This is a genomic window from Pedobacter zeae (assembly GCF_014196715.1).
GTDB lineage: Bacteria > Bacteroidota > Bacteroidia > Sphingobacteriales > Sphingobacteriaceae > Pedobacter > Pedobacter zeae.
Genome location: NZ_JACIEF010000003.1, coordinates 1,172,148 through 1,197,582 on the forward strand (window position 1 = coordinate 1,172,148; position 25,435 = coordinate 1,197,582).

19 protein-coding genes are annotated in these 25,435 nt (G+C 40.6%); 13 read left to right on the forward strand and 6 right to left on the reverse strand.

What is annotated here, in order from left to right:
* The first annotated feature begins 139 nt into the window (after positions 1–139).
* From uxaC to GGQ60_RS18095, 7 genes are all read left to right on the forward strand, one after another.
* Complete coding sequence (uxaC, locus tag GGQ60_RS18065) at positions 140–1,540, forward strand: glucuronate isomerase (RefSeq protein WP_183766952.1); 1,401 nt, start codon at positions 140–142, stop codon at positions 1,538–1,540.
* A gap of 114 nt (positions 1,541–1,654) precedes the next feature.
* Positions 1,655–2,710, forward strand: coding sequence for a sugar kinase (locus GGQ60_RS18070; RefSeq protein WP_183766954.1), 1,056 nt, complete (start codon positions 1,655–1,657; stop codon positions 2,708–2,710).
* Positions 2,703–3,365 carry a beta/alpha barrel domain-containing protein gene (locus GGQ60_RS18075; protein WP_183766956.1) on the forward strand — a complete coding sequence of 221 codons (663 nt, stop codon included), beginning with the start codon at positions 2,703–2,705 and terminating at the stop codon, positions 3,363–3,365. Before GGQ60_RS18070 ends, GGQ60_RS18075 begins: the two co-directional genes overlap by 8 nt.
* 28 nt (positions 3,366–3,393) lie before the next feature.
* A complete protein-coding gene (locus tag GGQ60_RS18080; RefSeq protein WP_183766958.1) occupies positions 3,394–4,839 on the forward strand; it encodes an MFS transporter in 1,446 nt (481 codons plus the stop codon).
* A 122-nt stretch (positions 4,840–4,961) separates the two neighbouring features.
* Complete coding sequence (locus GGQ60_RS18085; RefSeq protein WP_183766960.1) at positions 4,962–6,587, forward strand: NADP-dependent glyceraldehyde-3-phosphate dehydrogenase; 1,626 nt, start codon at positions 4,962–4,964, stop codon at positions 6,585–6,587.
* Between the two features lie 394 nt (positions 6,588–6,981).
* A complete protein-coding gene (locus GGQ60_RS18090; protein WP_183766962.1) occupies positions 6,982–7,998 on the forward strand; it encodes a LacI family DNA-binding transcriptional regulator in 1,017 nt (338 codons plus the stop codon).
* Between the two features lie 120 nt (positions 7,999–8,118).
* The gene (locus tag GGQ60_RS18095) at positions 8,119–9,303 is read left to right on the forward strand and encodes a class I SAM-dependent rRNA methyltransferase (protein WP_183766965.1); all 1,185 of its coding nucleotides are present in this window, start codon (positions 8,119–8,121) and stop codon (positions 9,301–9,303) included.
* Positions 9,304–9,413: 110 nt separating this feature from the next.
* Here GGQ60_RS18095 and GGQ60_RS18100 read toward each other — a convergent pair whose 3' ends face one another.
* The 4 genes from GGQ60_RS18100 to GGQ60_RS18115 all read right to left on the reverse strand — a co-directional run bounded on the left by GGQ60_RS18100 (position 9,414) and on the right by GGQ60_RS18115 (position 14,377).
* Complete coding sequence (locus tag GGQ60_RS18100; RefSeq protein ID WP_183766967.1) at positions 9,414–9,848, reverse strand: carboxymuconolactone decarboxylase family protein; 435 nt, start codon at positions 9,846–9,848, stop codon at positions 9,414–9,416.
* A 314-nt stretch (positions 9,849–10,162) separates the two neighbouring features.
* Complete coding sequence (locus tag GGQ60_RS18105) at positions 10,163–10,708, reverse strand: Crp/Fnr family transcriptional regulator (RefSeq protein WP_229685151.1); 546 nt, start codon at positions 10,706–10,708, stop codon at positions 10,163–10,165.
* A 79-nt stretch (positions 10,709–10,787) separates the two neighbouring features.
* On the reverse strand, positions 10,788–11,567 hold the full coding sequence (locus tag GGQ60_RS18110; protein ID WP_183766971.1) for a GLPGLI family protein: 780 nt from the start codon (positions 11,565–11,567) through the stop codon (positions 10,788–10,790).
* A 5-nt stretch (positions 11,568–11,572) separates the two neighbouring features.
* The gene (locus GGQ60_RS18115; protein WP_183766973.1) at positions 11,573–14,377 is read right to left on the reverse strand and encodes an outer membrane beta-barrel family protein; all 2,805 of its coding nucleotides are present in this window, start codon (positions 14,375–14,377) and stop codon (positions 11,573–11,575) included.
* A 137-nt stretch (positions 14,378–14,514) separates the two neighbouring features.
* On the opposite strand from GGQ60_RS18115, the gene GGQ60_RS18120 reads away from it, so the two are divergent.
* Together GGQ60_RS18120 and GGQ60_RS18125 are read left to right on the forward strand one after the other, a co-directional pair.
* A complete protein-coding gene (locus GGQ60_RS18120; protein ID WP_183766975.1) occupies positions 14,515–16,326 on the forward strand; it encodes a DUF4153 domain-containing protein in 1,812 nt (603 codons plus the stop codon).
* A 242-nt stretch (positions 16,327–16,568) separates the two neighbouring features.
* Entirely contained in the window at positions 16,569–17,207 is a 639-nt protein-coding gene (locus GGQ60_RS18125; RefSeq protein WP_183766977.1) for a GIN domain-containing protein, read from the forward strand.
* 97 nt (positions 17,208–17,304) lie between these two features.
* Here the strand turns inward: GGQ60_RS18125 and amaB are convergent, their stop codons facing one another.
* The gene (gene amaB, locus GGQ60_RS18130) at positions 17,305–18,846 is read right to left on the reverse strand and encodes an L-piperidine-6-carboxylate dehydrogenase (protein ID WP_183766979.1); all 1,542 of its coding nucleotides are present in this window, start codon (positions 18,844–18,846) and stop codon (positions 17,305–17,307) included.
* A gap of 124 nt (positions 18,847–18,970) precedes the next feature.
* Between amaB and GGQ60_RS18135 the strand changes: the two genes are divergently transcribed.
* A complete protein-coding gene (locus GGQ60_RS18135; protein WP_183766981.1) occupies positions 18,971–21,481 on the forward strand; it encodes a M1 family metallopeptidase in 2,511 nt (836 codons plus the stop codon).
* Between the two features lie 192 nt (positions 21,482–21,673).
* Here GGQ60_RS18135 and GGQ60_RS18140 read toward each other — a convergent pair whose 3' ends face one another.
* Positions 21,674–22,129 carry a nuclear transport factor 2 family protein gene (locus tag GGQ60_RS18140; RefSeq protein ID WP_183766983.1) on the reverse strand — a complete coding sequence of 152 codons (456 nt, stop codon included), beginning with the start codon at positions 22,127–22,129 and terminating at the stop codon, positions 21,674–21,676.
* A 251-nt stretch (positions 22,130–22,380) separates the two neighbouring features.
* Between GGQ60_RS18140 and GGQ60_RS18145 the strand changes: the two genes are divergently transcribed.
* The 3 genes from GGQ60_RS18145 (at position 22,381) to GGQ60_RS18155 (ending at position 25,435) form a co-directional block, all read left to right on the forward strand.
* Positions 22,381–23,784: a tetratricopeptide repeat protein gene (locus GGQ60_RS18145; protein WP_183766985.1), complete on the forward strand. Its 1,404-nt coding sequence runs from the start codon at positions 22,381–22,383 to the stop codon at positions 23,782–23,784.
* A gap of 60 nt (positions 23,785–23,844) precedes the next feature.
* Positions 23,845–24,612, forward strand: coding sequence for a phosphosulfolactate synthase (locus GGQ60_RS18150; protein WP_183766987.1), 768 nt, complete (start codon positions 23,845–23,847; stop codon positions 24,610–24,612).
* A 79-nt stretch (positions 24,613–24,691) separates the two neighbouring features.
* Positions 24,692–25,435, forward strand: a complete 744-nt coding sequence (locus GGQ60_RS18155) for a shikimate dehydrogenase family protein (RefSeq protein WP_183766989.1) — start codon at positions 24,692–24,694, stop codon at positions 25,433–25,435.

Consider the following 25,435-nt stretch of genomic DNA (forward strand, 5'->3'; position numbering starts at 1 on the left):
ATCCCGATAGATATAAATATAAATTGAGTCCCGGTTTGTGGATACACAGCCGGGGATAATATATTACATAAACCAAAAATTAATAGATAATCGTTTTGATCACCTCAAATCTATTGTCTGGATGTCTCAAATTACATCAATGAAACCTTTTTTAGACGAAAATTTTCTTTTGCAAAGTAAAACAGCAGAAAAGCTTTATCACAACTTTGCAAAACCATTACCGATTATCGATTACCATAATCACCTTATCCCGGAGCAGATTGCCAACAACACGCAGTTTGCCAATATAACGCAGGTTTGGCTGGCAGGCGACCACTATAAATGGAGGGCCATGCGTGCCAATGGTGTTGATGAAAAATACATTACCGGTGTAGGATCAGATTTTGAAAAATTTGAGAAATGGGCAGAAACCGTTCCGTATACTTTGCGTAATCCACTATACCATTGGACACATTTAGAACTCCAGCGTTATTTCGGTGTAACCGACCTGCTTTCGGGTAAAACTGCACAGAAAATTTACGATGAATGTTCTGCTAAACTGCAAACGCCAGCGTATTCGGTTCGGGGTTTATTAGCCAAAATGAATGTAGAATCGGTTTGTACAACCGATGATCCTCTAGATAGCTTAAACTTTCATCAGCAATTGGCAAGGGAAGGCGCTAACCTTAAAATGCTGCCTGCTTTCCGTCCGGATAAGGCCATGAACAGTGATGATATTGAAGGTTTGAACCAGTATATCGATAAACTGGAAAGTGTAGTGAATAAAACCATCAGCAGCTTTCAGGAGTATATCGATGCGTTGAAAAGCCGTCACGATTACTTTGCTGATCATGGTTGTTCGGTATCAGACCATGGCTTGGAGCAGATTTACGCCGAAGATTATACTGAAGCTGAAATTGCCTCCATTTTTGATAAGATCCGCAGTAAAAAGGGCATATCTTACGAAGAAAACCTAAAATTCAAATCAGCGATGCTGGTCTATTTTGCAGAGTGGGATCACGAAAAGGGCTGGGTACAGCAATATCACCTTGGTGCTTTGCGTAACAATAATGCCCGTATGTTAAGGCAATTAGGCCCGGATACCGGCTGGGATTCGATCGGCGATTTTAGCCAGGCCCGCATGCTTTCTAAATTCCTTAACCGTTTGGATAACCAGGATAAACTGGCCAAAACCATTATCTATAACCTTAACCCTGCCGACAACGAATTAATTGCTACCATGATCGGCAATTTTAACGATGGCTCGGTTGCCGGTAAAGTTCAGTTTGGTTCGGCATGGTGGTTTTTGGATCAAAAAGATGGCATGATCAAGCAGTTAAATGCATTATCCAACATGGGGCTTTTAAGCCGTTTGGTAGGTATGCTTACCGATTCGCGCAGCTTTCTTTCTTTTCCCCGCCACGAATACTTCAGGAGGATTGTTTGTAACCTGTTTGGAGAGGACATGGAGAATGGAGAATTGCCTAACGACCTGGAGTGGGTTGGTAAGATTGTTCAGGATATTTCGTACTTTAACGCAAAAAATTACTTTAAATTTTAACCAAAATCAGGTTTTTACAAAGAATTTCATTGGATTCAATGCATTTCAAACGTTTTATTTCCATTTTTATACGGTTACTGAAAGCAGCATGAAAAAAGCCGATTATTTACAAAAATGAGTACCCAGATATTCGATTCATCAAAAAAAGGGAAAAAAGTTTTAAGCTTTGGTGAAATACTTTTGCGCATCTGCCCTGATATGGATGGTGCATGGTTAAAAGAAAATAAACTTCCGTTTTATGTTGGCGGTGCAGAGCTGAATGTGGCCACTGCCTTGGCGTTATGGGCTGTGCCTTCAGCTTACCTCTCAGCTGTGCCCGATAATTCGGTCGCCCGCGAAATTGTAGATGATCTTGACGCCCGGAATATTGATACCACACCAATGGTTTATCATGGCGAGCGTTTAGGTTTATACTATCTTCCAAAAGGGAAAGACCTTAAAAATGCCGGTGTAATTTACGATCGTGCAAATTCGGCATATGCTGATTTAAAAGTTGGCCAGATTAACTGGGATGAAGTTTTTAAAGGGGTAACCTGGTTCCATTTCAGTGCCATTTGCCCGGCCATCAACCAATCGATTGCCGATATTTGCCTGGAGGCTTTAAAAGCAGCAAGTGAGCGGAATATTACGATTTCACTTGACCTGAACTACCGCGCCAAACTTTGGAAATACGGTAAAGAACCGATTGATGTTTTACAGGAGCTGGCGCAATATTGCACCCTGATTATGGGCAATGTATGGGCAGCCAATAAAATGCTGGGTACGGCACTCCACCCCGATCTGTTGCCGGCAGATGGGTATGCAAAAGAAACATTACTGCAACAGGCCGCCGATACTTCTAAAGAAATAATAAGCCTTTTCCCGGCATGCAAAGCCGTTGCCAATACTTTCAGGTTCGATCACGGTAAGGGCATCCGTTATTATACCACCATTTATACCGATAACCAGCTAACCGTTTCTGAGGAATATGTTTCAGAAGAAATTTTAGATAAAGTAGGCAGTGGCGATTGTTTTATGGCAGGCTTGATTTACGGTTTTTACAACCAGTTACCGGTTAAAGAAACCTTAAATTTTGCCACGGCGGCAGCTTACGATAAATTATACATTCCAAGTGATGCTACGACCAGTACCGTAGCGGATATAGAAAAAAGAATAATACGCAATGATTAGCAACAAGCACAAAATTTTAGATGCCATTTTAGAGCAGGGGATGTTACCGCTTTTTTACCAGGATAGCGAAGCGGGTAGCATTGAAATATTACGCACGCTGTATAAAGCTGGTGTACGTGTTTTCGAATATACCAACCGTGGTAAATCGGCTTTGCCAAACTTTAAAAAACTAAAGGAAGTACGCGATGCGGAAATGCCTGATCTTTATTTGGGTATCGGAACCATTAAAACCCCTGCCGATGCCAATGCCTTTATCGAAGTCGGTACTGACTTTATTGTGGCGCCGATCGTAAATCCGGCAGTTGCCGAAATTGCCAATAAAATCGGAATGCTTTGGATCCCGGGATGTATGACGCCGACCGAAATCAGCGTAGCCCAGGAGCACAAAGCCATGCTGATCAAAATTTTTCCGGCAAATATTTTAGGCCCTGAGTTTATTTCATCGATAAAAGATCTTTTCGCCGGCCAGTTATTTATGCCAACAGGTGGGGTAGAAATTAATGCCGAAAACTTAAAAACCTGGTTTAAGGCAGGCGTTTGTGCAGTTGGTATGGGCAGTAAATTAATTAGCAAAGACGTAATGAGCAAAGGCCTTTACGACGAACTGTGCGAAAATACCCAACTGGCGCTCGACCTCATTAAACAAAGTAAGTAACCCCAATCCTTAACCACACCTAACCAAAATGAGCCAAACCAAAATGAGCAAATTCAGATGGACAATATGTACGCTGTTATTTGTTGCAACCACCATTAATTATTTAGATCGACAGGTACTCTCCCTTACATGGAAAGACTATTTTGTTCCTGAATTTCATTGGACAGATAGCGACTATGGAACCATTACTGCACTGTTCTCTCTTTTTTATGCCGGATCGATGTTGGTTGCCGGACGTTTTGTTGACTGGATGGATACTAAGAAGGGTTTCCTTTGGGCCATCGGAGTATGGTCGGTTGGTGCCTGTATTCATGCTTTTTGCGGTATTGCCACTTCAGGCATTATTACGGGTACCTGGGCGTTCAGCTTTATGGCTTCCAAACAGGCGCTGTCTACGGTTGGTAACACGACATTAATTTTATCAACCAGCCTTTCGCTGTTTATTTTTGCCCGTTTTGTACTGGCTTTGGGTGAGGCTGGAAACTTTCCGGCAGCCATTAAAGCTACTGCAGAGTATTTCCCTAAAAAAGACCGCGCCTTTGCCACCAGTATTTTCAATGCAGGGGCAACCGTTGGTGCTTTGGCCGCTCCTGTTACCATCCCCTACATTGCCGATGCTTATGGCTGGGAAATGTCGTTTATCATTATTGGTGCCCTGGGTTTTATCTGGATGTTTTTTTGGATTTTACTTTATGGCAAACCAGAAACCCATTCAAGGGTGAGTAAAGCCGAACTGGCTTACATTCAGCAGGATTTAGTTGCACACGAACAAATTAGTGAAACGGTTACTGCAGCTTCGCCGGTAAAAAAACTATCATTTGCAGATTGCCTCAAATTTAAACAAACCTGGGCATTTGCTTTTGGTAAGTTTATGACAGATGGCGTTTGGTGGTTCTATTTATTCTGGTCGCCAGCCTACCTGAAAGATATTTATAAAATGAGCGGTACTGAAAGTGCTTTCCCGCTTTTTATATTGTATGTCATCACCTTGTTATCGATTATCGGCGGCTGGTTGCCTTCCTATTTTATCGGTAAGAAAAACATGAACCCTTACGATGGCAGGATGAAAGCCATGTTAATTTTTGCCTTTTTCCCGCTATTGGCTTTACTTGCCCAGCCTTTAGGGCAATATAGCTACTGGTTGCCCGTAATTATTATTGGTATTGCAGGTGCTGCACACCAGGCTTGGTCGGCAAATATCTTTACCACTGTAAGTGATATGTTCCCTCGCCAGGCCATTGCTACCGTAACCGGAATTGGTGGTATGGCCGGAGGCTTAGGTTCATTTTTTATCAACAAAGGTTCCGGAGTATTGTTTACTTATGCCGGCGATACGCAAATGACTTTTATGGGCTTCCACGGTAAAGAGGCAGGCTATTTTATCGTGTTCTCATTCTGCGCAGTTGCCTATTTAATTGGCTGGACAGTAATGAAAACCCTGGTGCCGAAATATAAAGTTATAGAAGTTAAATAATTCAACCCACAAGATTTAGGCGCCGCAGTACGTGCCTAAATCTTAAATACTTTTTTTAAATCCGTTAATCTATACTTAAACTATAGATTTAACATTAATTTAACCCTAACAACAATTAAAAATTGAGTACGACGCTAAACCTCGAAAGTATTTTCGTTGAAGAAAGCCAGATTCCAGATGAATTTAGGCTTGCGGAAGAAATCAATCAAAAAGAGTTCCTTTCCAATGGTGAAATGAAGCCCTGGAACGGACCTTTTAATGAAGTTTTTTCTCCGGTATGTATTAAAACTCCTGAAGGTTTAAAACGAAAACGGATCGGAAGTTTCCCGGTATGCACCGAAAAGGAATCGACCGAAGCATTAGATGCTGCCGTAGCGGCCTATGATAACGGCCGTGGGCAATGGCCAACCATGAGCGTTGCCGACCGCATTGCCTGTGTAGAAAACTTTACCCATAAAATGATTGAGCAAAAAGAAATTGTTGCCAAACTCATTATGTGGGAAATCGGTAAATCTTACGCCGATTCAGTTAAGGAGTTCGACCGTACGGTTGAATATATCTACGCAACCATCGATGCATTGAAAGATATCGACAGGCAGTCGTCACGCTTTGAAATAGAGCAGGGCATTGTGGCCCAGGTGCGCCGTTCGCCGCTTGGCGTGGTACTTTGTATGGGGCCGTTTAATTATCCTTTAAACGAAACTTTTACGACGCTGATCCCTGCTTTGATTATGGGCAATACGCTTTTATTTAAACCACCTAAACATGGTACTTTATTGCATTACCCTTTGTTAGAGGCTTTCAGGGCGAGTTTTCCTAAAGGTGTGGTAAATACAATTTATGGCCGTGGCAATACGATCGTTCCGGGCTTAATGAAATCTGGAAAAATTAATGTGCTTACCTTAATCGGCTCAAGTAAGGTGGCTAATGAACTGAAAAAACTGCATCCTAAAGTAAACCGTTTAAGGGCAATTTTAGGCCTGGATGCAAAAAATGCGGCGATCATCACTAAAGATGCAGATCTTGACCTGGCAGTTTCTGAAACTGTTTTAGGATCGCTTTCTTTTAACGGACAACGTTGTACAGCAATAAAGATCGTTTATGTACACCGCAGTTTGGCACAGGAGTTTTTAAAACGTTTATCTGCAGAGGTAGAAAAACTGAAATTCGGCATGCCTTGGGAAAAAGGGGTAAACCTTACACCGTTGCCAGAGCTGAATAAACCGGAATATTTAAAAGACTGTATCGATGATGCCGTTTCACACGGCGCAAAAGTGGTAAACAAGAATGGTGGACAAACTTTAGAAACTTTTGTTTATCCTGCCATTGTTTACCCGGTAAACAGTAATATGAAACTATACCGCGAAGAGCAGTTTGGACCGATTGTGCCTGTAGTGCCTTTTGATGACCTGGAAGAGCCTATCGAGTATTTAATTGGTTCTCCACATGGTCAGCAGGTGAGTATTTTCAGCAACAACGCTGCGGTAATTTCTTCGTTAATCGATCCTTTGGTTAACCAGGTAAGCCGGGTAAATATCAACTGCCAGTGCCAACGCGGACCAGATGTATTCCCTTTTACCGGTCGTAAAGACAGTGCCGAAGGAACACTTTCTGTAGTGGATGCATTGCGTTCATTCTCCATCCGTTCTTTGGTAGCCACCAAATTTACAGACAATAATAAAAAGTTATTGAACGAAATCGTTAAAGGTGATGATTCGAACTTTTTAAGCACGAAGTATATTTTTTAAAAAAATAAGTTAGAATAAACAAGCCACAAAACATAGGTTTTAATCTATGATTTTGCGGCTTTTTTGTTTTTTCCGTCATTCTGAACGCAGTGAAGAATCCCTAAGCGATGAACACGGGCATTCAAATGGTGGTCTAAATGTAGATTACTTTATGTAGTTACTTGCTATTAAAAGATCCTTCACTGGCGTTCAGGATGACAAATGAAGGGAAAATCTCCATCAGAATTTATAATGCAGGATAATGGTACTATTGGCGATGCAATCGCTATTTTAGTACAACCTCGTTGCAAACGGTGACAACGATTCAACTATACGTTCAACGCTTTGTGCTCGGTGGTAAAAAAAATCAAATCCCCCTAAAGAGATATTTTCGTAACTTGTACGCCTTACCAAAATGAGATTCGAAACATCTACCATAAAGGATATAGCTAAAGCACTCGGCCTGTCAACTTCGACAGTTTCAAGAGCTTTAAGAGACCGTTATGAAATAAGTGAGGAAACCAAAAAACTGGTTCTGGCTTATGCCGAAAAGGTGAATTATCGTGCCAATCCCATAGCCAGGAGCTTAAAAGAAAGGCGCAGTTATTCTATCGGTATTATTGTTAGCGAAATTGCCAATAACTTTTTTTCCCAGGTGATAAATGGCATTGAATCAATTGCTTACAACAAGGGTTATCACGTTATCATCTCTCAAAGTCACGAATCTCAACAGCAGGAAAAACTGAATGTTGAGCATCTTGCATCTCGCTCTATTGATGGATTACTGGTTGCGTTATCGTCTGAAACACAGGATGTTGATTATCTACGTAATTTATATGCAAAGGGTTTACCAATTGTTTTTTTTGATCGTGTGCCTGAAGATTTTGAAACCCATAAAGTAATCGCGAATAATTTTAAAGGTTCTTTTGACGCTACCGAACACCTGATTTTATCGGGAAAGCGCAACATTGCACATTTAACCAATTCAGAAAATCTTTCAATCACGAAAGAAAGGTTAGAAGGTTACAAGGCAGCCCTGGCCAAATACCATATCGGATTTAAGCCCGAACTGGTTAAATACTGCCAGCACGGCGGCATGCATAGCACAGAGCTGGAGCAGGCCGTAAAAGAGCTTTTACCCCTGAATCCGGATGGCATTTTTATTTCGAGCGATCGTTTAACCACGGGCTGTATCATGGCTCTAAAAAAAAACAATCCGGAGGTAGCATATCAAATCGCAATCGCAGGTTTTACGAATTCTAACCTGGTCGAATTGTTTAATCCTTCCTTAACTTCAGTTAAGCAGCCTGCTTTTGAAATGGGACAGGTAGCCACCGAATTATTAATAACTATGATCGAAGCCAAAAGGCCCATTACCGAGTTCGAAACCAGGGTTTTGGATACGGAACTGGTGAAAATGGAGAAGCGGTAGGCGTTTAGCGTCAAGCGTAAGGCGGTGAGCGAGATTAACGTATAATTAAACGCTTTTCGCTCTACTCCCAACGCCCAAACTCACATCTCTCAACTCCAAACTAATTCTTACCTTTGCACCATGGTAGAAATTACATTAAAAAAGGGTAAAGAAAAGGCGGCATTACAAAGACATCCATGGGTATTTTCTGGCGCCCTGGAAAAAGTTAAGGGAAAACCTGAAGATGGAGATGTAGTAAAAGTTTTTGCTTTCGATAATGAATTTCTGGCTTATGGCTATTTCAACAGCCATTCGCGTGTTGCCATTCGTTTATTAGAATGGGACGAAACACAAACCATTGATAACAGTTGGTATAAAAACCGGTTAAAACAGGCCATTGCTTCACGTCAGTTTATTTTAAGCGAACAGACCAACACCTGTCGGTTGGTTTTTAGTGAGGCGGATTTTCTGCCAGGTCTAATTATTGATCAATATGCTGATTTTCTTTCGCTTCAGATTTTAAGCTCCGGAATTGAAAAAGTGAAAGCAGAAATCGTAGAAATTTTAAAAAATGAATTAAATCCGAAAGGAATTTTTGATAAAAGTGATGCCACAGCCCGTACGCACGAAGGTTTACCTATAGAAAACGGGCTGCTTTGGGGCGAAAACCCACCGGAATTTTTGGAGGTAAAAGAAAATGGAATTATTTACCACATTAATATCGCTGAAGGACAAAAATCAGGCTTTTACTGCGATCAGCGCGATAACAGGCATATTTTAGCCAGCTACACAAAAGGTAAAAAGGTTTTAGATTGCTTTTGCTATAGCGGTGGTTTTAGTTTAAATAGCTTAGCTAAGGGAGCAGCCAGTGTTACCAGTGTAGATAGCTCTGGTCTGGCTGTAGAAACGCTCAAACAAAATGTTGCGCTGAATAAATTCGATGGAACTAAAGTAACGGCCATCCAATCGGATGTAAACAAACAATTGCGTGCTTTTAAAGATTCAGGAGAATTATTCGATGTAATTGTGCTCGATCCACCTAAATATGCACCATCGCGTTCTGCTTTAGACCGCGCTGCCAGGGCTTATAAAGATTTAAACCGTTTGGGAATGTTGTTACTGGAAAAAGGCGGTTTACTGGCTACTTTCTCTTGTTCAGGTGCGGTTGATATCGAAACATTTAAACAGATTATCGCCTGGGCAGCCCTTGATGCCGGTAAAGAAGTTCAGATCATCAAACAATTCTGCCAACCTGAAGACCACCCGGTCAGGATTTCTTTTCCAGAAGGAGAGTACCTGAAGGGATTGTTGCTGAGGGTATTATAGATTTACCACTTAACGATCTATTTCAAGTTACAAAGACACCCAAGCACAGCGTTATTTTGAACATTAACCAGGTGCATGGTGTCTTTGTGGCAGGTTGAAATGAGCATTGGTTATCCAACCATTACTTTGGCAGTAATAGCCAGTCTGTTCCAGGCATTAATAGTCACTATAGCCATAATAATCTGTGCCAGTTCCTGTTCATTAAAAAAGCTTGCCGCTTTTTGATAGGTTGCATCAGAAACATGGTGGCTGATTAAAGTAACTTCTTCCGTTAAGGCCAGCACGGCTTCTTCCTGTGCTGTAAATAAAGTGGTTTCTCTCCAGGCATTGAGTAAGTACAAACGTTGTTCGGTTTCCCCTATTTTGCGGGCATCTGTAGCATGCATATTTAAACAGAAAGCACAGCCGTTAATTTGCGATGCACGCATTTTAATCAGTTCCAGAAGAATTGGATCCAGTTTGCTGGTTGATAAATATTTTTCTAAGCCATACATGGCCTGGTAAGCTGCAGGCTCTACTTTTTGAATGTTAATTCTATTTTCCATTTTACTTGTTTTTTGATGATGATGTAAAGGTCTGCAACTTAAAAATCAAAAAACTTAATGTAGTTTAAGAAATGAATTTTCTAACCGCAAAGGGCACAAAGGCTTTTGCGATTGCGCTAAGTAGGGTTAAAAGTTAGGGTAGTTCGCCATTAAAAGCTACTCGATAAATTTAGGCGATTCGTCCTTTCGACCGTAGTGGAGAAATCTATGGGTAATTTATTTAATAATAGAACTTACAGATTTCTCCGCTTTGCTCCAGTCGAAATGACGAAATCAATTAACCCAACTCCGCGAACTTTGCGGTTAACAAACGATTACTTCTTCGCCCTGATTTTACTTAAAAATTCTGGTGTAAAGCCCAGATAAGAAGCCAGCATATACTGCGGCACACGCTGCACAAATTCAGGAAATAAACTGTTAAAGTGGCTGTACCTTTCTTCTGCAGTCTGGCTGTACAGGAATTTTATCCGCCGCTGCGAAGCCTGATGGTTTTTCTGCAGGATCAACCTGAAATACCGCTCCAGCTTGGGCAGTTTGAAAAACATTTCATCATAATGATGATGAGCGATGGAAATGACTTCTGTGGCTTCTGCTGCCTGTATATAAAATTCTGTTGGTTGTTGGAAAAGGAAACTGGTTAAATCGGTGATCCACCAGTTTTCGATGGCGAACTGTGTAGTCTGCTCACTACCTTTAATATCAATAAAATATAACCTCAGGCAGCCTTTTACAACAAAATAATTTGCCCTGCAGGTTTGGCCTTCTGTTAATAAAAATGCTTTCTTTTTTACGGAAAAAGATTGGAGTAACGGAGCAAGAATTTCCTGTTCATCGTTACTCAAATCTATATATTTATTCATGTGCTTATAAAGTGCGCTACCCATTGTTATACTATTGATAAGCTAAAATAGGTATAATTGTAACAACGCAATCAATAGCTTAAAGTGAAAATGCTTTGTATATGGGGTGTGCATATTCCCCCCAGTTTTTCATTGCCCCCAGTAATATTGCTTTTAAACCTTTGTTATCGATAGGTTTCCCTTTTGTTGGTGCACTTAAGTCTTTTTCAGGAACGCTTACTTCTGTTACCTTGGTTGCAAACCAGGTTACATTTTCATGCGGTAAAGCTAAACCTAAAATCATGCCCGGTAATCCGGTAAAAGATTCAGGGCCGCCCGAGACTGCGATCTGGTTGCTATAATAGGCTACTACGTAAACCGAATCCATAATAATAGCATTGGCCCTACGGCATTCGTAACCTGCAATGTCGCGTGTTTCGTCAGTAATTTTCCAGTTGATTTTCCGTAAACTGTCTTTAACAAGGTAAGTATCTTCGTACACGTTTTTTTGCGTAATACTGGTTTGCTGATCGAAATTAGTAGCTATGGTATTTTTTAAATCGGCCAATACATCAGAGGATAGCCAATTGTTTGCCGTTTCTTCTACAGCCGGCCATTTATATAAACTTTTATCCTTGGTAAAGCTCAGGGTGCTTTTGGCGATTTTAAACTGTGGATTGTTCTTTTTATACTGTTCAAAAGCCTCCTTCATGTAGGTTTCATTTTCCTTATCGATCTTCTTTTTGATCAAGGCATACATGTTGGATCTTTTCTCGAATTCGATCACGCCATTTTGAACAAAGTGTACATTTTGGGCAAAAAGATTATTGCTGATGGAAATGACAGCAAACAGGATGATATATGTTAATGTAGTTTTCATGACCGTTATTTTTGTGTTTTAATACCACCGCCCATTTTATTAAAGTCCCATGATACAGAGAACATTAAATACCTCCTGATGGTAGTATAGCTGCTTTGGCTGATCATGGTGTTAGATGCCGAACGGTTAAAGCCGATATTCTGGTTAAGAATATCATTTACTGTAGCAGAGAATTTTAAATTTTCTGATTTAAAGAATTTTTTGCTTAGGGCTGCGTTCCAGATAAGACGCTCAAAACTTTCAGTAAGCACTTGTGTTTTTCCATTGTACTGGTATTCTGCATCTGTTGATAGTTCAAATTTCGCCGGTAATTGCACGTAACCCGATGCGTAACCTGCCCATCCCCAACCATCACTGTTACGGCCAATACTGGCTCTTGCCATATTATACGAAGGGCCAAAGCGGCCATAAAAACTATAGCTTTTATCTTTGTATTTCGAGATGTTGATCCCTCCGCTATAGCTGTAGTTTTTAGTATTATTTAAGGTTCTGCCTAAATCGGTGGTAATAAAATTATAAGAAGAATTTCCATTTGCGCTTACATTCAAACCAGCATTTATTTCGCCAAGCGCGTTTATTTTCCTGTTTATCTGCGCATCTAAATAGAAATTTGTCGGCATTTTACCATTGAAATTGATGTAGCGATAGGTACTTTTACCAATACCATCAGTAGTTACATCGCTAATAATGGGATTGGAAATAAAGCCGTAGGAGCCGCTTAACCAAAGCGATTGATTGGTTAGCACTTTGTAAGAATTATAACTCGCGCTAACATTGCTTCTGAACGACGGTCTTAAATTCTGATTTCCTTCCACGATGTTAAAAGGATCATTATTTACCCTTACCGGCTGAAGTTGATCAAGTGAGGGCTGGGTGGTATTCCCGTTATAGTTAATTCTGAGCGATTTCTGTTGAGAAAAACGATATTGGTAAGATGCCTGTGGCATATAATTAATAAAGTTTCTTAAATAGGTTTTATTGCGGTAAATATCATCCTGCTTAAAATTTACGCCACTAAACTTCGATCCAAAATTGATTACGGTTTTGCCTTTTTTATAATTGAAAATGGCTCCCCCCTGGTTAATGGTCTGGTTCAGTTCAAAATTGTTACTAAAGAGTGTATCCAGAACGTCGAACATGCCGCCTCCTGATTGGTTAAACGATCTGCGGTCTGATTTTCCATTCATTAAAGTTAAACCATAGTTTACAATCACTGTTAAGGTTTTAGAGAGCGGTTCAGTATAGGCTGTATTTAGTTTGAACGAATTATTGGTGATATTATTTACCTTTAATTGATTGGTAAGACTGTCTATTGTCCCGGTTCCCGTTACGTTTGCCCGTTTGTTCTGCGAATTTAAGTACCCTTCGCTATTACTCTTGTTGATGGATTGATTTAAATTTAAGGATAATGTACGCCCTTTTTTCTTTAATTTTTTAGTGAATAAAACATTCATGTTAAAACTTTGATCATCCACTTCATTGCTTAATGTTCTGTTTGACGAATTTAGAAATTTATCATTTTCACCAAGCGTTTCGGTTTCAAAGGAATTTGAGGTATTCCCTTTTTTCAAAGACCCATCAACATTCACTTTCATGGTTAAAGTCGTATCGATTTTTAGCTCATACATCGCATCGAGCTTTTGCTTTAACATGTCATTATCAAATGATTCATTAGAGGTATTGTTCTGTACGCCCGATTCTAAATTGTTCTGGCTTATTGAGTTTCTATTTCCCTGAACCCTAATCGACCCAATTTTATAATTCGTATTTAACGATTCTTTATCCTTATTCCATTTGCTGTCATAGTGTAGCCCGCCCGTTCTGGCTACAGGCAGGCCCTGGCCGCTATACTGTCCGTCGTAACTATCAAAATCATCGCCGCCAAAGCTAAAATACATTCCGCCGTCATCACCCATTGTTAAGCTGCTCGATCCACTGTATTTATCGCGGTCATCCCAGCCTAAACCCACTGTTCCGTTATTGCCTAAAATACCATAGGCCGAGAATTTCTTCTTCCCCCAGAATTTGTTGAACATGGCCTGTCCCTGGTAAAAATCTTTGGTGCCATAACCACCCTGGGCTTTACCGAAATAACCGTTCTTTTTATCTTCCTTTAGTTTAATGTTAAGTGTTTTCGTTTTTTCACCATCATCAACACCGGTGAAACTGGCCTGATCGCTGGCTTTATCATAAAGCTGAACCGATTCTACCATGTCGGCCCGAAGGTTTTTAGTTACCAAGGTTGGGTCGTCGCCGAAAAACTCTTCCCCATCTACCAATACTTTCGGAACCGTTTTTCCCTGTGCTGTGATTTTTCCATCTTTATCTACCTGGAAGCCTGGGAACTGTTTAATCAGGTCTTCCACTTTCGAATTGGGCTCAATGTGATATGCTTTAGGATCGAACTCGGTTGTATCGCCCTTTATCTTGATGGCCGTACGGTTTCCTTTAATAATTACATCGGCAAGTATTTTAGCCATTCCGGTGAGATTAATCCTGCCATAATCTTTAACCTGGCTGGTCGAATCTAAAGTAAAATGATCAACAAAATCGGCATATTTTGGATAAGAAACCAACAGGATAAACTTTCCGTTTTTAATGCCACTGAGTTCGAAGGTGCCATTTTCTGCAGTCCTGGTAAATTTCACCAGTGTCGAATCTTTTGCATTTAAAATGGCAACGGAAGTTCCGGATAAAAGAGTGGTAGAAGCGGTATCAATCGTTCGGCCTTTAATAATATGGAGGTCCTGTGCCTTTGAGTAGGAGGAGATCAGGGCCAAAAAGCACAGCGAGAGTAAAAGACGTTTCATAGATAAAGTTTGATTTGGTTGGACGAATATAAACTAATGAGTTAGTTGCAGAAAATGCTTTAACCTTTTTTAACAAATTAAAAGCCTAAGCCTTGGCCATTACATTTAAAAGCACCTATCTTTAATAAAAAGATGACATGAAATTACCTTCTCTCCAACAGCTTTACAGTGGGTTTATAAATGTAATTAAACGTTTCCCATTACAGTTTATCTTCGCTGTGGCTGCAACTATCTGTTCCTGTTATTACATCCAAATTTCAGACTACCGGTATCATTCAGAACAAAATGAAATACTCGAAGGCCACCTGTTAAAAGCAATAGCCATTTTAAACCTGGCGCTTACGCTCGTATTGGCGCTCGATTTAATTTCAGAACGGAACCAGTATCAACCGGCAAAAAAATGGCTGTTACGACTTGGAGGCATCCTGATGTCTGCAATCCTGTATTTCAGCCTCGATCCGGTGAATTATTCAGCCGATCTTTACCGCATTTTCCTGTTCGCCTTTGCCTTCCATTTGCTTGTAGCATTTGCTCCATTTATCGGGCACGAAAAAATGAATGGTTTTTGGCAGTTTAACAAAACACTCTTTTTAAGGTTTCTAACATCTGCGCTTTACTCTGCCGTGTTATATGCCGGTTTGGCCATTGCCCTGGTGGCCATTAACGGGTTGTTTAATGCAGATATCAGGTGGCCAACTTACATGACCTTATTTGCGATCATCACCGCCGGATTTAGTACCACCTTCTTTCTGGCCGGAATCCCTACCGATTATAAATTGCTTGAGCAAGATCAAAGCTACCCGAAAGGCCTGAAAATATTTGCCCAGTTTGTGCTTATTCCGCTTGTAACCATTTACCTGGCCATCTTACTGATTTACGAACTTAAAATCGCAGTACAATGGCAATTGCCTAAAGGGCTGGTATCGAGCCTGATTTTAGGCTATTCAGTATTTGGTATTTTATCGTTGTTGTTGGTTTACCCGGTTAAAGATACCGAAGGAAACAACTGGATCAGACTATTCTCGAGGTTCTTTTACATCATGTTGATCCCTTTGGTGGTACTGTTGCTATTGGCTGTGTGGAAGAGGGTTGGCCATTACGGGATTACCGAAAGCAGGTATATTTTAACCGCACTTGCACTATGGTTGACAGGTATAACCATTTATTTTCTTTTCAGTAAAAAACAGAATATTAAGGTGATCCCGATAAGCTTGTGCATCATTTCGCTTTTGGCTACCTATGGCCCGCAGAGTGCCTTTTCAGTTTCGAAGTTCTCGCAGTTAAGCCGTTTAAAAACAATAATGAAAAGCCGGGAAAAAGAGGATGTGAAAGAAAGGCCTGCTGTAATCAGGTACCTGGTTTATACCCATGGATTAAAAACTTTACAGCCTTTCACAAAAAAAGACCTTGGCAAAATCGAGGAAAAAATAGATAATTCCAATAACTACCGGTACACTATGCGCATGAACAAGGTGGATACGGCCTTGGCCATTTTTAAGGTTAAAGGTGATAAAACTTACGACCCTGGTGTAAACATTACCCTCCAAAATGATGAAAACCAGGTTTTAAATGTTAAAGGGTATGATTACCTGATCGAACTTGATGGATATCCCGGAGAAAAAGTAACCCGTCTTTACGGTACAGATTTAACAACTAGTAACACCAACACCCAAATCTCCCTATTGGTTAATCATCAGTCGGCTTTGCTCATCGAATTAAAGGCCGTGTTCGATCAGGCAGTGAAGGCATATAAAAAAGGGACATTAAAATCAACCGGTAAAAAGCAGGAATTTCTTTATCCGGCAAAGCTGATGAGTGTTTCTAAAAACATCAACGGTTATCAGTACACCATTGTTATCACTTCTCTGGAAAGTACTTACTACGAAGGTAATGAAGATGATTATTTCTGGAACAATAGCAGGAGCTATCTGCTCATTAGAAAACTTTAAACTAAGCGGTCTCTGATAAAAAGCCAATCTTTAAACAGATTGGCTTTTTTGTTTGTCGATATTCCAAAAAACAGGCAGGTTTTCGTATAGGTTATTTAAGCGTTCGTCTATAAATACCAGCCTGTGGTATAATAGCCTCGAATCGGCTGAAACGTTTTCAATGTATCGTAGTCTTATTTACAAAACCACCTAATAATTAGGGATTTAAAATAAAGATTTACAAACATAAAAATATTAAGGTCATGAAAACTTCTATCAAAAATTTATTCGCAGCAGCATTAGTAATGGTTACTTTAAGCAGCGCAACAGTGGTAGCAAACGCAACAGAAAATAATGCCAACTACACTGCATTAACAAAAGTTAAAAACATCAGCAAAATTGTGGTATCAGGAAATGTGAAACTGATCCTTGTTCAGGATGCCAAAGAAAGTGTTGAGGTGTATGATCAGTATTACACCAAAAATGCCTTGGTGCAACAACAGGGAGCAGAATTGAGGATCAGTTCTTTTGATAAAAATGCTTTAACCGTAATTGCCCACGTAAATAATTTAACTGCTATTGAAGCTTCAAATACCGCAAGTGTAAGCACTGCCGGCAATTTTAACCTGTTAAACTTAAGCATTGTTTTAAATGATGAGGCATCGGCAGATATTAAAGCCAATACCGTTAGCTTATCAACAAATGTGAAAGATGGCGCATCTTTAAAATTAGAAGGTACCACTGATTTGCACCAGGCTGTAATGGGAGTAGCATCCAAAGTAAACTTAGATGGTTTTACTGCTCAGGAAAGTAATACCAGGTTAACAGGAAAAACACTTTTGGCAAACAACAAATCGCGTTACGATGATATACAGGTTTCTTTATTAGAAAAATTATTCTAACTCCATCATATATTTACCAAAAAGGCGCTGAATTTACATTCAGCGCCTTTTTTAGTCTCTAGCTTTTTCATGCACCCAGTTACAAACGGAGACGATGTTATAAATCAAATTTTATGCCCTGCGCCAAAGGCAAAGTATTCGAGTAATTAATGGTATTGGTTTGCCTGCGCATGTAGGCCTTCCAGGCATCCGAACCACTTTCCCTGCCACCACCGGTTTCTTTCTCACCGCCAAAAGCACCACCTATTTCGGCACCTGAAGTGCCGATATTGACGTTGGCTATACCACAGTCAGACCCATTGGCCGATAAGAACTGCTCTGCCTCTCTTAAATTCAATGTCATAATGGCCGACGATAATCCTTGCGGAACAGCATTTTGTAAGGCAATGGCCTCATCCAATGTTTTATATTTAATCAGGTATAAAATTGGTGCAAAGGTTTCATGTTGAACAATCTCAAAATCATTGTTAACCTCCGCAATACAGGGTTTTACATAACATCCGCTTGCATAGTCGTCACCAGATAAAATGCCGCCTTCTACCACGAATTTACCTCCTTCGGCCTTACATTTTGCGATCGAATCCTGGTAGGCTGCAACCGCATTGGTATCGATGAGCGGGCCCACATGGTTATTTTGATCCAAGGGATCGCCGATACGCAATTGGGCGTAGGCCTTTACCAGTTTAGCGGTAAAAGTATCATATACACTCTCGTGAATAATTAACCTCCTGGTAGAAGTGCAACGCTGGCCTGCTGTGCCAACTGCGCCAAATACCGCACCGATTAAACTCATATCTAGATCTGCATGTTCTGAAATAATAATGGCATTATTGCCACCAAGTTCAAGCAGGCTTTTGCCTAACCTTGCGCCAACTGCAGCGGCAACTGCCTTGCCCATTCGGGTCGATCCGGTAGCAGAAATTAAAGGGATGCGCCCGTCATGGGTCATGAGTTCGCCAACTTCCCTATCTCCTAAAACCAGGTTGCAAACGCCTTCTGCCACATTATTGGCTTTAAAAACGCTTGCAATAATATGCTGACAGGCAATAGCAGTTAAAGGTGTTTTTTCTGATGGCTTCCAAATACACACATTACCACAAACCAAAGCCAAAGCCGCATTCCAGCTCCAAACCGCTACCGGGAAATTAAATGCCGAAATAATACCCACAATACCCAGCGGATGCCATTGTTCGTACATGCGGTGGCTGGGGCGTTCGCTGTGCATGGTTAAACCATAAAGCTGCCTCGATAAACCCACAGCGAAATCGCAGATGTCGATCATTTCCTGTACTTCGCCAAAGCCCTCCTGCAAACTTTTCCCCATTTCGTAAGACACCAAGGTGCCCAGTGCCTCTTTATTCTCGCGCAGGGCATCGCCAAACTGACGTACAATTTCTCCTCTTTTGGGAGCCGGAACCGAACGCCAGGTGATAAATGCTTCCTGGGCTTTAATTACAACACTATCATAATCAGCGGCGTCTGCAACTTTGGCCGTAGCAATCAGCTTGCCATCTACAGGAGAATAACTGTCTAATGTTTGGGTGTTTGCCACTCCGCCCCAGTTACTTCCTGTGCTAAATGCTGCATTATTGGCTTTTATGCCTAATCTGTTTAAAATAGATTGAATAGCTGTAGTCATATCTCTATCGGTTTACACAAAAAAACAAAAAATTACGCTAAAGGTGGTTACATTTGGTGCTTTACTTTTACCACAATACTTAATATCTTGCTTTAAAGATAACTGACTTATAAAATCTTAAAAAATGAATAAAAAAATTATTGCCTGTGGGGTAATATTGGCTTCGGCTTTTATGGCTAATCCGATTTTCGCACAGGAACAAGCTGCTGAAAAATCAAATAACCTCAGCATTTACCGCGCAACCGCAACCAAAGTTAACGACCTGGTACATACTAAATTGGATGTATCTTTCGATTATGCAAAAAGATACTTGTATGGAAAAGAATGGGTAACCTTAAAACCGCACTTTTACCCTACAGATTCGTTAACCCTCGATGCACAGGGCATGGATATTAAAGCCGTATCCCTGGTGGGGGCAAAAGGAAATACGGCCCTTAAATATGTGTATAACGACAATAAACTGTACATCACTTTAAATAAAAAGTACACCAATGCCGAAAAATATACGGTGTACATTGCTTATACAGCCAAACCTGACGAATTGAAGGTAAAAGGAAGTGCTGCCATAACCGATGCCAAAGGCCTTTATTTTATCAATCCTGATGGTACCGATAAAAATAAACCAACACAAATCTGGACGCAGGGCGAAACGGAATCATCATCGGCCTGGTTTCCTACCATTGATAAGCCCGATCAGAAAACCACCGAAGAAATTTCGATGACCGTTAAATCGAAATACACCACACTATCGAACGGAAAACTGGTGAGCCAGAAAACCAATGCCGACGGTACCAGAACCGATACCTGGAAAATGGACCTTCCACACTCGCCGTATTTATTTATGATGGCCATCGGAGAGTTTAAGGTTACAAAAGATACGTATAAAGGGAAAGAGGTAAATTATTACCTTGAACCGAAATATGCCCCTTATGTTAAACAGATCTTCGGAAAAACACCCGATATGATCCGGTTTTACAGCAATATTTTGGGGGTAGATTACCCATGGAACAAATATGCACAGGTGGTAGTGAGGGATTATGTTTCGGGAGCAATGGAAAATACCACCGCAACATTACATGGCGAACAGATACAAAAGACCGACCGGGAACTGTTAGATGGCAACGAAGAAGGTACCATTGCCCACGAACTTTTCCACCAGTGGTTTGGCGATTATGTAACAGCCGAATCGTGGTCTAACCTAACCATGAACGAATCTTTTGCAACTTTTGGCGAGATCATCTGGCATGGGCATGATGCCGGACAGGATGCAGAAGATAAATCGCGTTACGAAAAACTGCAATCGTATTTAGGATCCACTAAAAAAGGCGAAAGTCCGGTTTTGGCCCGCTTCTATTATAACGACAAGGAAGATATGTTCGATAACGTGAGTTATGCCAAAGGATCCATCATCCTTTATGCGCTTAAAAACCAGATGGGTGATGCTGCTTTCTACAAATCGCTTAACCGTTATCTCACCACCAATGCATTTAAAAATGGTGAAACGCATCAACTGCGCTTAGCAATGGAGGATGTTACCGGTAAAGATTGGAACCCTTATTTTAACCAATGGTACTACAATGGAGGCCACCCGATTTTAAGCATCGATTATGGCTACGAAAACGGCAAAGCCACCATTAAAGTGAAGCAGACACAGGATTCGAGCGTACAGACCTTTACACTGCCTGTTAAAATTGATATTTATGCAGGGGGTAAAAAAATCAGGAAAGAAATCCTGATCAATAGCCGCGAGCAGAATTTCAGCTTTGAGGTGAGTGCTAAACCTGATTTAATCGATTTTGACGCAGATAAAATTTTAGTTGGCGAAACCAACGACAATAAAACCGCCGAAAACTATTATTTTCAGTACAAAAATGCACCAAGTTATGCCAACAGAATCGAAGCTTTACAGTTTATTATGCAAAGCAAGGCCAGCAGCGGACAACAAATATTGTTGGAAGGGCTGAAAGATAAATCGGGCGATTTACGCGCATTAAGCATCGACGGCCTTAATCTTGAAGATGCACAGATCAAAGTTGCAGCGCTGCCTGTGCTGTTACAACTTGCCAAAAGTGATAAAGACACCGAAGTTAGATCGGCTGCTATTCTAAAATTGGCTGAAACGGGTGACCAGGCTTACAAATCGTTAATGCTCGAAAGCCTGAAAAACCGTTCGTATAAAGTGCTTGCGGCAGGTATCGGCGGACTGGCTAAACTTGCTCCTCAGGAAAGCCTTGCTGCATTATCAGGCCTTGATGCCGACACCAAAGAACATATTGCACCATCTATCGCATCCTTATACATCAGCGATCCTAAAGACGAACACCAGGCATTTTACGAGAATATTATGCTAAATGGCGATCGCAACAAAATTTTCGGGGTAATTGGTCAGTATTTCCAATATTTACGGGCAAACACCAATCCTGCAGTAACCGAAAAAGGCATAAATAACATTAGCAGTGCCATCGAAAGACTGAAACTGCAGGCCTACTTAAACAAACAACTGGCTGGTGCTTATGCGGCAACGGCTCAGGGTAAGGCAAAGCAGGCTGCCGCTGCCACTGGCGATGCGAAAGCCAACCTGAACAAGCAGGCAGAATTATTTAAAAAAGGCGCAGCCGACTTAGAAAAAGAATAATTTTTATTCCTCTAACAGGGCCGTCATTTCGACCGGAGTGTAACGAAGTGGAGAACCACGAAGTGCTCAGCGAAACTAAATCTGTATGAGATAGATTTCTCCCCGCCTGTACGGGCGGGCATTTCGCTGCGTTTCGGTCGAGATGACGACTTTTTTACTGATATGCTGTATATCTATGGATTATACAAAAATCTATTTACACCCCTCTTTTCTCCTGGTATCGATAATATAAACGATCTGCCAGCCTTTATCTCCCTTCACTAACTGAAAGGAGTTTACTCCGCAATGGCTAAATTTTTCACCCAGGTAAAATTTGTAGTCGGTCCAAACGGAAGCTAATGCACCATCAATCAGTATTTTTGTAAAAACAATCTGTTCATCGTATTTTTCCTGATGTGGAGTGCCAATTAACTGGATAAAATTGTTAACCGATTCATTGCGCACACTCACTTTTCCCATTTTATTAACAATAGTTTGCATAATTGCGCCGTTTGCAAAAGCACTGCGGGCCAGGGTACTGTCGCCCTCTTTCATGCCGGTAAAAAGATTGGCGATGGTTTTTTTAATGGCATCTTCTTCATTTTGCTGTGCAAAGCCATTTGTACTCAAACACAGTAAAAATAAGGCAAAAATGACTAATCCTTTCATGACTTCCTGATTACTTATATCACGTAAATTTATAGTATTTTTGTAAAAGAAGGGACAAGGAACTGCGATGTTGCAAAAAAACCTGTTGATTATCCACACATCTTAATTACAGTTAACACACTTTATATTCAGTTGTTTACGCTGTTTTACCTTATTGATGTTAATAATTATTTTAAAAACGGATAATTATAATTGTTAAACTTATAATGTGTTTTACTGCTAATTGGCACGGTTCTTTAATAGTATAATATATGGAAGAAGAATTCTTTTTTGAATCCAACGAAGATGCACAACGCTCGGTAGAACGTTACGAAGAGATGCTCCGCAACCAGGATCAGTATTTTTTCGATGCAGGTGCTTTTGAATACATTGTAGATTTCTACATTGAGAAAAATGACCCGGTTAAAGCCTTGCAGGTAATTGACTTTGCTATTAGTCAGCATCCTTATGCAACTGTTTTTTTAATTAAACAGGCGCACCTTTACATTTTAACCAATAACCACGAAAAAGCTTTTATCGCCCTGCAAAAAGCTGAACTTTTAGAGCCTTCAGAACCTGATATCTACTTGCTGCGCGGTAATATTTTTCAGAATACAGAACGTTACGATGAGGCTTTGGAAAATTACGAAAAAGCTTTAGGCCTGGCCGAGAGTACTGATGAGATTTTATTGCAGATGGCCTATGTATATCAAAGCATGTCTGATTATGAAAATGCCATTACCTACATCAAGCTTAGTTTAGAGCAGAATATGGAAAATCAGGATGGTTTGTATGAGCTGGCTTTCTGCTACGATGTGTTAGACAAGCAGGAAGAAAGCATCAAGTTTTACCAGCAGTACATCGATACCGATCCATATTCTTATGCGGCCTGGTACAATCTGGGCAATAGTTTCCACAAGCTGAACCTTTTTGAAAAAGCTATTGATGCTTACGATTATGCGATACTGATTAAAGAGGATTTCAGCTCAGCCTATTTTAACAAGGGAAATGCACTCGTACAGCTGGATAAATATGATGAAGCAATAGATGTTTACAAACAGACTTTCGAATACGAACAGCCTAATGCCGATACTTATTGTGCCATTGGCGAATGTTATGAGAAACTGGAAAAAATGGACGAGGCCCGTTCTTATTACAAAAAATCAGTAAAAATGGATCCTAAAATGGCTGATGCCTGGTTTGGGATCGGGGTGACACTGAATTTTGAGGAGCGTTATTTCGAGTCGCTGCATTTTTATAAAAAAGCGATCGATCTGGAAGCCGAGAATTCTGATTTCTGGTTCGCCATGGCAGACGCCTATTATAAATTAGGCCAGATTGATGAATCGATCGATGCATATGAAAAAGTATTGGAATTTAATCCTTTGGATATTGAGGCCTGGTTAGATTTTAGTACCGTGCTTTACGAACAGGGAAAGCTGCTCGAAGCATCAGAAACAATGGCTGAGGCGATCAAGAACAATCCGGAAGCCGCAGAACTCTATTACCGGATGGTGGCCTATCTTTTTGCCTTGGGAAGCTATGGCGACGCCTTGGGATATTTAGAAACCGCATTAACTACCGACCCCGATAAACATTATATTTTATTTGAATATTTGCCGCAATTGCAGGATAACAGTGCCATTTTGAATGTTATAAACAGATATATAAGGTAACCACCTTGTGAGAAAAATTTAACAAATAAATCTCAAAATTTTTTTCACTTTTGTACGCATATGAATTATCCATTATTAAACGTTCCCGAACGTCCAGGTAAACCACGCCAAAAAGGCTTAACAATGGTTATGGATAAGGGATTAAGCCTACGCCAGGTTGAAGATTTTATTGAGGTGGCAGGCATACATACCGATATCGTGAAATTAGGTTGGGCAACATCGCACGTAACCCCAAACCTCAAAGAAAAATTAGCGTTATATAAAAGTGCAGGCATCCCAACCTATTTTGGTGGAACATTATTTGAAGCCTTTATCATCCGCAATCAATTTTCAGATTATCAACGTGTTTTAGATGAGTACGGAATGGAATATGCAGAAGTTTCTGACGGTTCTATTGATATTGAACACGATAAAAAATGTAGTTTTATCAATGAGCTTTCTAAACAGGTAACCGTAATATCGGAGGTAGGAAGTAAAGATGCAGCTAAAATATTCGCGCCATACAAATGGATTAAATTAATGCAGGCCGAAATCGAAGCCGGATCGTGGAAAGTAATTGCCGAAGCCCGCGAAGGTGGTAATGTAGGTATTTACCGTGGAAGTGGCGAAGTACGTGAAGGATTGGTGGATGAAATTTTAACACAGATTCCGGAAGAAACCATTATCTGGGAAGCCCCTCAAAAAGAACAGCAGGTTTGGTTTATTAAGTTAATCGGTAGCAATGTAAACCTTGGTAATATTGCCCCGGCCGAAGTAATCCCCTTAGAAACCATTCGCTTGGGACTACGTGGCGATACTTTTGACTATTTCCTGAATCAAGTAAAATAAAGACAACATTTGTCGTTGCGAAGCGCATAATAAACCTTGCAGGTTTCAAAAACTTGTAAGGTTTGCTTGTTATACTAATATGAAAACATACGGTTTAATCGGATATCCTTTATCTCACTCCTTTTCTAAAAAATATTTTACCGAAAAGTTTTTAAATGAGGGGATAACCGATCATCAATATGAGCTTTTTCCGATCGAAGATATTAAATCGCTGCCTGATCTCCTGAGCGAAAACCCATCGCTTTGCGGCTTAAATGTAACCATTCCGCATAAGGTAGATGTGCTTTGTTACTTAAATGAAGTAGATGAAGCCGCCGAGCAGATCGGTGCCGTAAACTGCATTTCCATTAAAAATTTTGAAAACGAAAATTACTTAAAAGGATATAATACCGATGCTTACGGTTTTGAAGCATCCCTGCTGCCCTTATTAGGTCCGCAGCACGTAAAAGCGCTGGTTTTTGGCGATGGAGGAGCGGCAAAGGCGGTAAAATACGTTTTGGACAAGCTACATATCGAATACCGGGTGGTGGTACGTAAACCTGTTGAAGGTGCTATCCTATACAACGAAGTTACTCCGGCAATTTTGGCTTCGCACAAACTGCTGATCAATACCACCCCATTAGGAATGTCGCCAAATATTGATACCTTTCCACCAATTGATTACAGCCTGCTCGGGCCAGAGCACCTGGCCTACGATTTAGTATATAATCCGCTGGAAACTTCATTTTTGGCAAAAGCTGCCGAACAGGGTGCGGCGATTAAAAACGGGTTGGAAATGCTATATAAACAGGCCGAAAAAGCGTGGGCAATCTGGAATAAATAA